Source organism: Variovorax sp. P4_D9 (assembly GCF_056401695.1).
Genome location: NZ_JBFUIU010000988.1, coordinates 1 through 2,946, shown reverse-complemented (window position 1 = coordinate 2,946; position 2,946 = coordinate 1). Strand labels below are relative to the sequence as shown.

Sequence of the window (2,946 nt, the reverse complement as noted above, 5' to 3'; positions counted from 1 at the left end):
GCCTGATCTACGTCGGCATCAACACCGTGATCTCGCTCGCGGTGGCGCTGCCCGCGGCCTATGCCTTCTCGCGCTACACCTTCCTTGGCGACAAGCATGTGTTCTTCTGGCTGCTGACCAACCGCATGACGCCGCCGGCGGTCTTCCTGCTGCCTTTCTTCCAGCTCTACTCGACCGTCGGACTGATGGATACGCACCTGGGCGTGGCGCTGGCGCACCTGCTCTTCAACGTGCCGCTGGCGGTCTGGATCCTCGAAGGCTTCATGAGCGGCATCCCGCGCGAGATCGACGAGACCGCCTACATCGACGGCTACTCGTTCCCGCGCTTCTTCCTCACGCTGTTCCTGCCGCTGATCAAGGCCGGCGTCGGCGTCGCGGCCTTCTTCTGCTTCATGTTCAGCTGGGTGGAGCTGTTGCTGGCGCGGACGCTGACCAGTGTCAACGCCAAGCCGATCGTGGCGACGATGACGCGCACCGTGAGCGCCTCGGGCATGGACTGGGCCACGCTGGCGGCGGCCGGCGTGCTGACCATCGTGCCCGGCGCGATCGTGATCTGGTTCGTGCGGCACTACATCGCGAAAGGTTTCGCGATGGGACGCGTCTGAAGGAGGGCACACGATGTTCGACTGGATGGTCTGGACCACCCCGGTGGCCGTCTTCTTCACCTGCATCGCGCTGATGCTGGTCGGCATGACCGTGTGGGAGCTCAAGTCGCCGACCACGCTGCGGCGCGGCTGGCTGCCGCTGGAGACCACGCGCGGCGACCGGCTCTTCATCGGCTTGCTGACCGCGGCCTACATCAACCTGATCTTCATCGGCCTGGCCGGCAAGTTCCAGGAATGGTTCGGTCTCGAGGCGGAGCCATCGATCTGGATCAGCTTCGTCCTTTCGATGGGCGTGCTGGCGCTGATCATGCGAAAGGGTTGAGTTCTTTTTTGTCCATCGGACCGGCCCTCCGCTTTCCCGGGGCCGGCTCCGAAAGAACTGGGAAGCGCCATCGAGGAGACAACCATGAAGATTCGCTACACAGCAATCGCTCTTGCAGCGGCGACTTTTGCCATGCAGAGCGCATGGGCCGGGGAGGCGGAGGCCAAGAAATGGATCGACAGCGAGTTCCAGCCGTCGAGCCTCAGCAAGGAGCAGCAGGCGGCCGAAATGAAGTGGTTCATCGACACCGCGAAGAAGCTGCAGGACAAGGGCGTGAAGGAGATCGCGGTGGTGTCGGAGACCATCACCACGCACGAGTACGAATCGAAGACGCTGGCCAAGGCCTTCGAGGAGATCACCGGCATCAAAGTCAAGCACGACATCATCCAGGAAGGCGACGTGGTCGAGAAGCTGCAGACCTCGATGCAGTCGGGCAAGTCGATCTACGACGGCTGGATCTCCGACTCCGACCTGATCGGCACCCATTACCGCTACGGCAAGATCATGTCGCTGACCGATTACATGTCGGGCGCCGGGAAGGAATGGACAAATCCCGGGCTCGACGTCAAGGATTTCATCGGCACCAGCTTCACGACGGCGCCCGACGGCCAGCTCTACCAGCTGCCCGACCAGCAGTTCGCCAACCTCTACTGGTTCCGCGCCGACCTGTTCGCGCGCAAGGACCTGCAGGACAAGTTCAAGGCCAAGTACGGCTATGACCTCGGCGTGCCGCTCAACTGGAGCGCCTACGAGGACATCGCCGAATTCTTCACGGTCGACGTCAAGACCATCGACGGCAAGCCGATCTACGGCCACATGGATTACGGCAAGAAAGACCCGTCGCTGGGCTGGCGCTTCACCGATGCATGGCTGTCGATGGCCGGCACGGCCGACAAGGGCATCCCGAACGGCATGCCGGTCGACGAGTGGGGCATCAAGGTGGCGGCCGACAAGTGCACGCCGGTCGGCGCCACGGTGGCGCGCGGCGGCGCGACCAATTCGCCGGCCGCGGTCTATGCGCTCACCAAGTACATCGACTGGATGAAGAAGTACGCGCCCAAGGAGGCCACCGGCATGACCTTCGGCGAGGCCGGGCCGGTGCCGGCGCAAGGCCAGATCGCGCAGCAGATCTTCTGGTACACCGCCTTCACGGCCGACATGACCAAGGCCGGCCTGCCGGTGGTCAACGCGGACGGCTCGCCGAAGTGGCGCATGGCGCCGGGCCCGAACGGCCCTTACTGGAAGCAGGGCATGCAGAATGGCTACCAGGACGTCGGCTCGTGGACCTTCTTCAAGGCCCATGACGCCAACAAGACGGCGGCCGCCTGGCTCTATGCGCAGTTCGTCACGTCCAAGACCGTCTCGGCCAAGAAGAGCGTGGTGGGCCTGACCTTCATCCGCGAGAGCGACATCCGCCACGAGTACTTCACGCAGAACGCCAACAAGTACGGCGGGCTGATCGAGTTCTATCGCAGCCCGGCGCGGGTGGCCTGGACGCCGACCGGCACCAATGTGCCCGACTACCCGAAGCTGGCGCAGTTGTGGTGGAAGAACGTGGCCGAAGCCGTCACCGGCGAGAAGACGCCGCAGAAGGCGATGGACAACCTGGCCGAGGAGATGGACAACGTGATGGGTCGCCTGGAGCGCGCCGGCATGGCCAAGTGCGCGCCCAAGCTGGCGCCGAAGGGCGACCCGGCCAAGATGCTGAGCGACGAGCACGCGCCGTGGAAGAAGCTCGCGAACGAGAAGCCGAAGGGCGAGACCATCGATTACGACAAGCTGCTGACCGCCTGGAAGGAAGGCAAAGTCCGCTGAAGGCCGCGGCGCGGCGCTCAGTTGAGCGCCTGCTGGAGATTGCGGCGCGCCGCGGCTTCCAGCAGCAGGCGCAGCGACGCGGTCTGATACAGCGGCTCGCGGGCCAGGAAGCGGCCCAGGATCTCGCGCCGCCGCGGTTCGAAGACCTCGGGCGGGATGTGCGCATATTCGAGGCGGATCTGCTGCTCGTATTCGGCGAATCGC

3 protein-coding genes and 1 pseudogene are annotated in these 2,946 nt (G+C 64.4%); 3 read left to right on the top strand and 1 reads right to left on the bottom strand.

All coding sequences use genetic code 11. The features are described 5' to 3' along the window. From AC1DY5_RS49605 to AC1DY5_RS49595, 3 genes are all read left to right on the top strand, one after another. The coding region (locus tag AC1DY5_RS49605) for a carbohydrate ABC transporter permease (RefSeq protein ID WP_478121666.1) at nt 1-605 on the top strand (605 nt) is incomplete at its 5' end. Nucleotides 606-618: 13 nt separating this feature from the next. After that, nucleotides 619-927, top strand: coding sequence for a DUF2160 domain-containing protein (locus tag AC1DY5_RS49600; protein ID WP_478121665.1), 309 nt, complete (start codon nt 619-621; stop codon nt 925-927). Between the two features lie 84 nt (nt 928-1,011). After that, nucleotides 1,012-2,742, top strand: a complete 1,731-nt coding sequence (locus AC1DY5_RS49595; protein ID WP_478121664.1) for an ABC transporter substrate-binding protein — start codon at nt 1,012-1,014, stop codon at nt 2,740-2,742. Between the two features lie 17 nt (nt 2,743-2,759). Here AC1DY5_RS49595 and AC1DY5_RS49590 read toward each other — a convergent pair. After that, nucleotides 2,760-2,946 (bottom strand): annotated as a pseudogene (locus AC1DY5_RS49590) (N-methyl-D-aspartate receptor NMDAR2C subunit); the annotation flags it as partial.

Coding starts and splice junctions, on each gene's coding strand:
- AC1DY5_RS49600 (WP_478121665.1), top strand. CDS start 619: ATGTTCGACTGGATGGTCTGGACCACCCCGGTGGCCGTCTTCTTCACC.
- AC1DY5_RS49595 (WP_478121664.1), top strand. CDS start 1,012: ATGAAGATTCGCTACACAGCAATCGCTCTTGCAGCGGCGACTTTTGCC.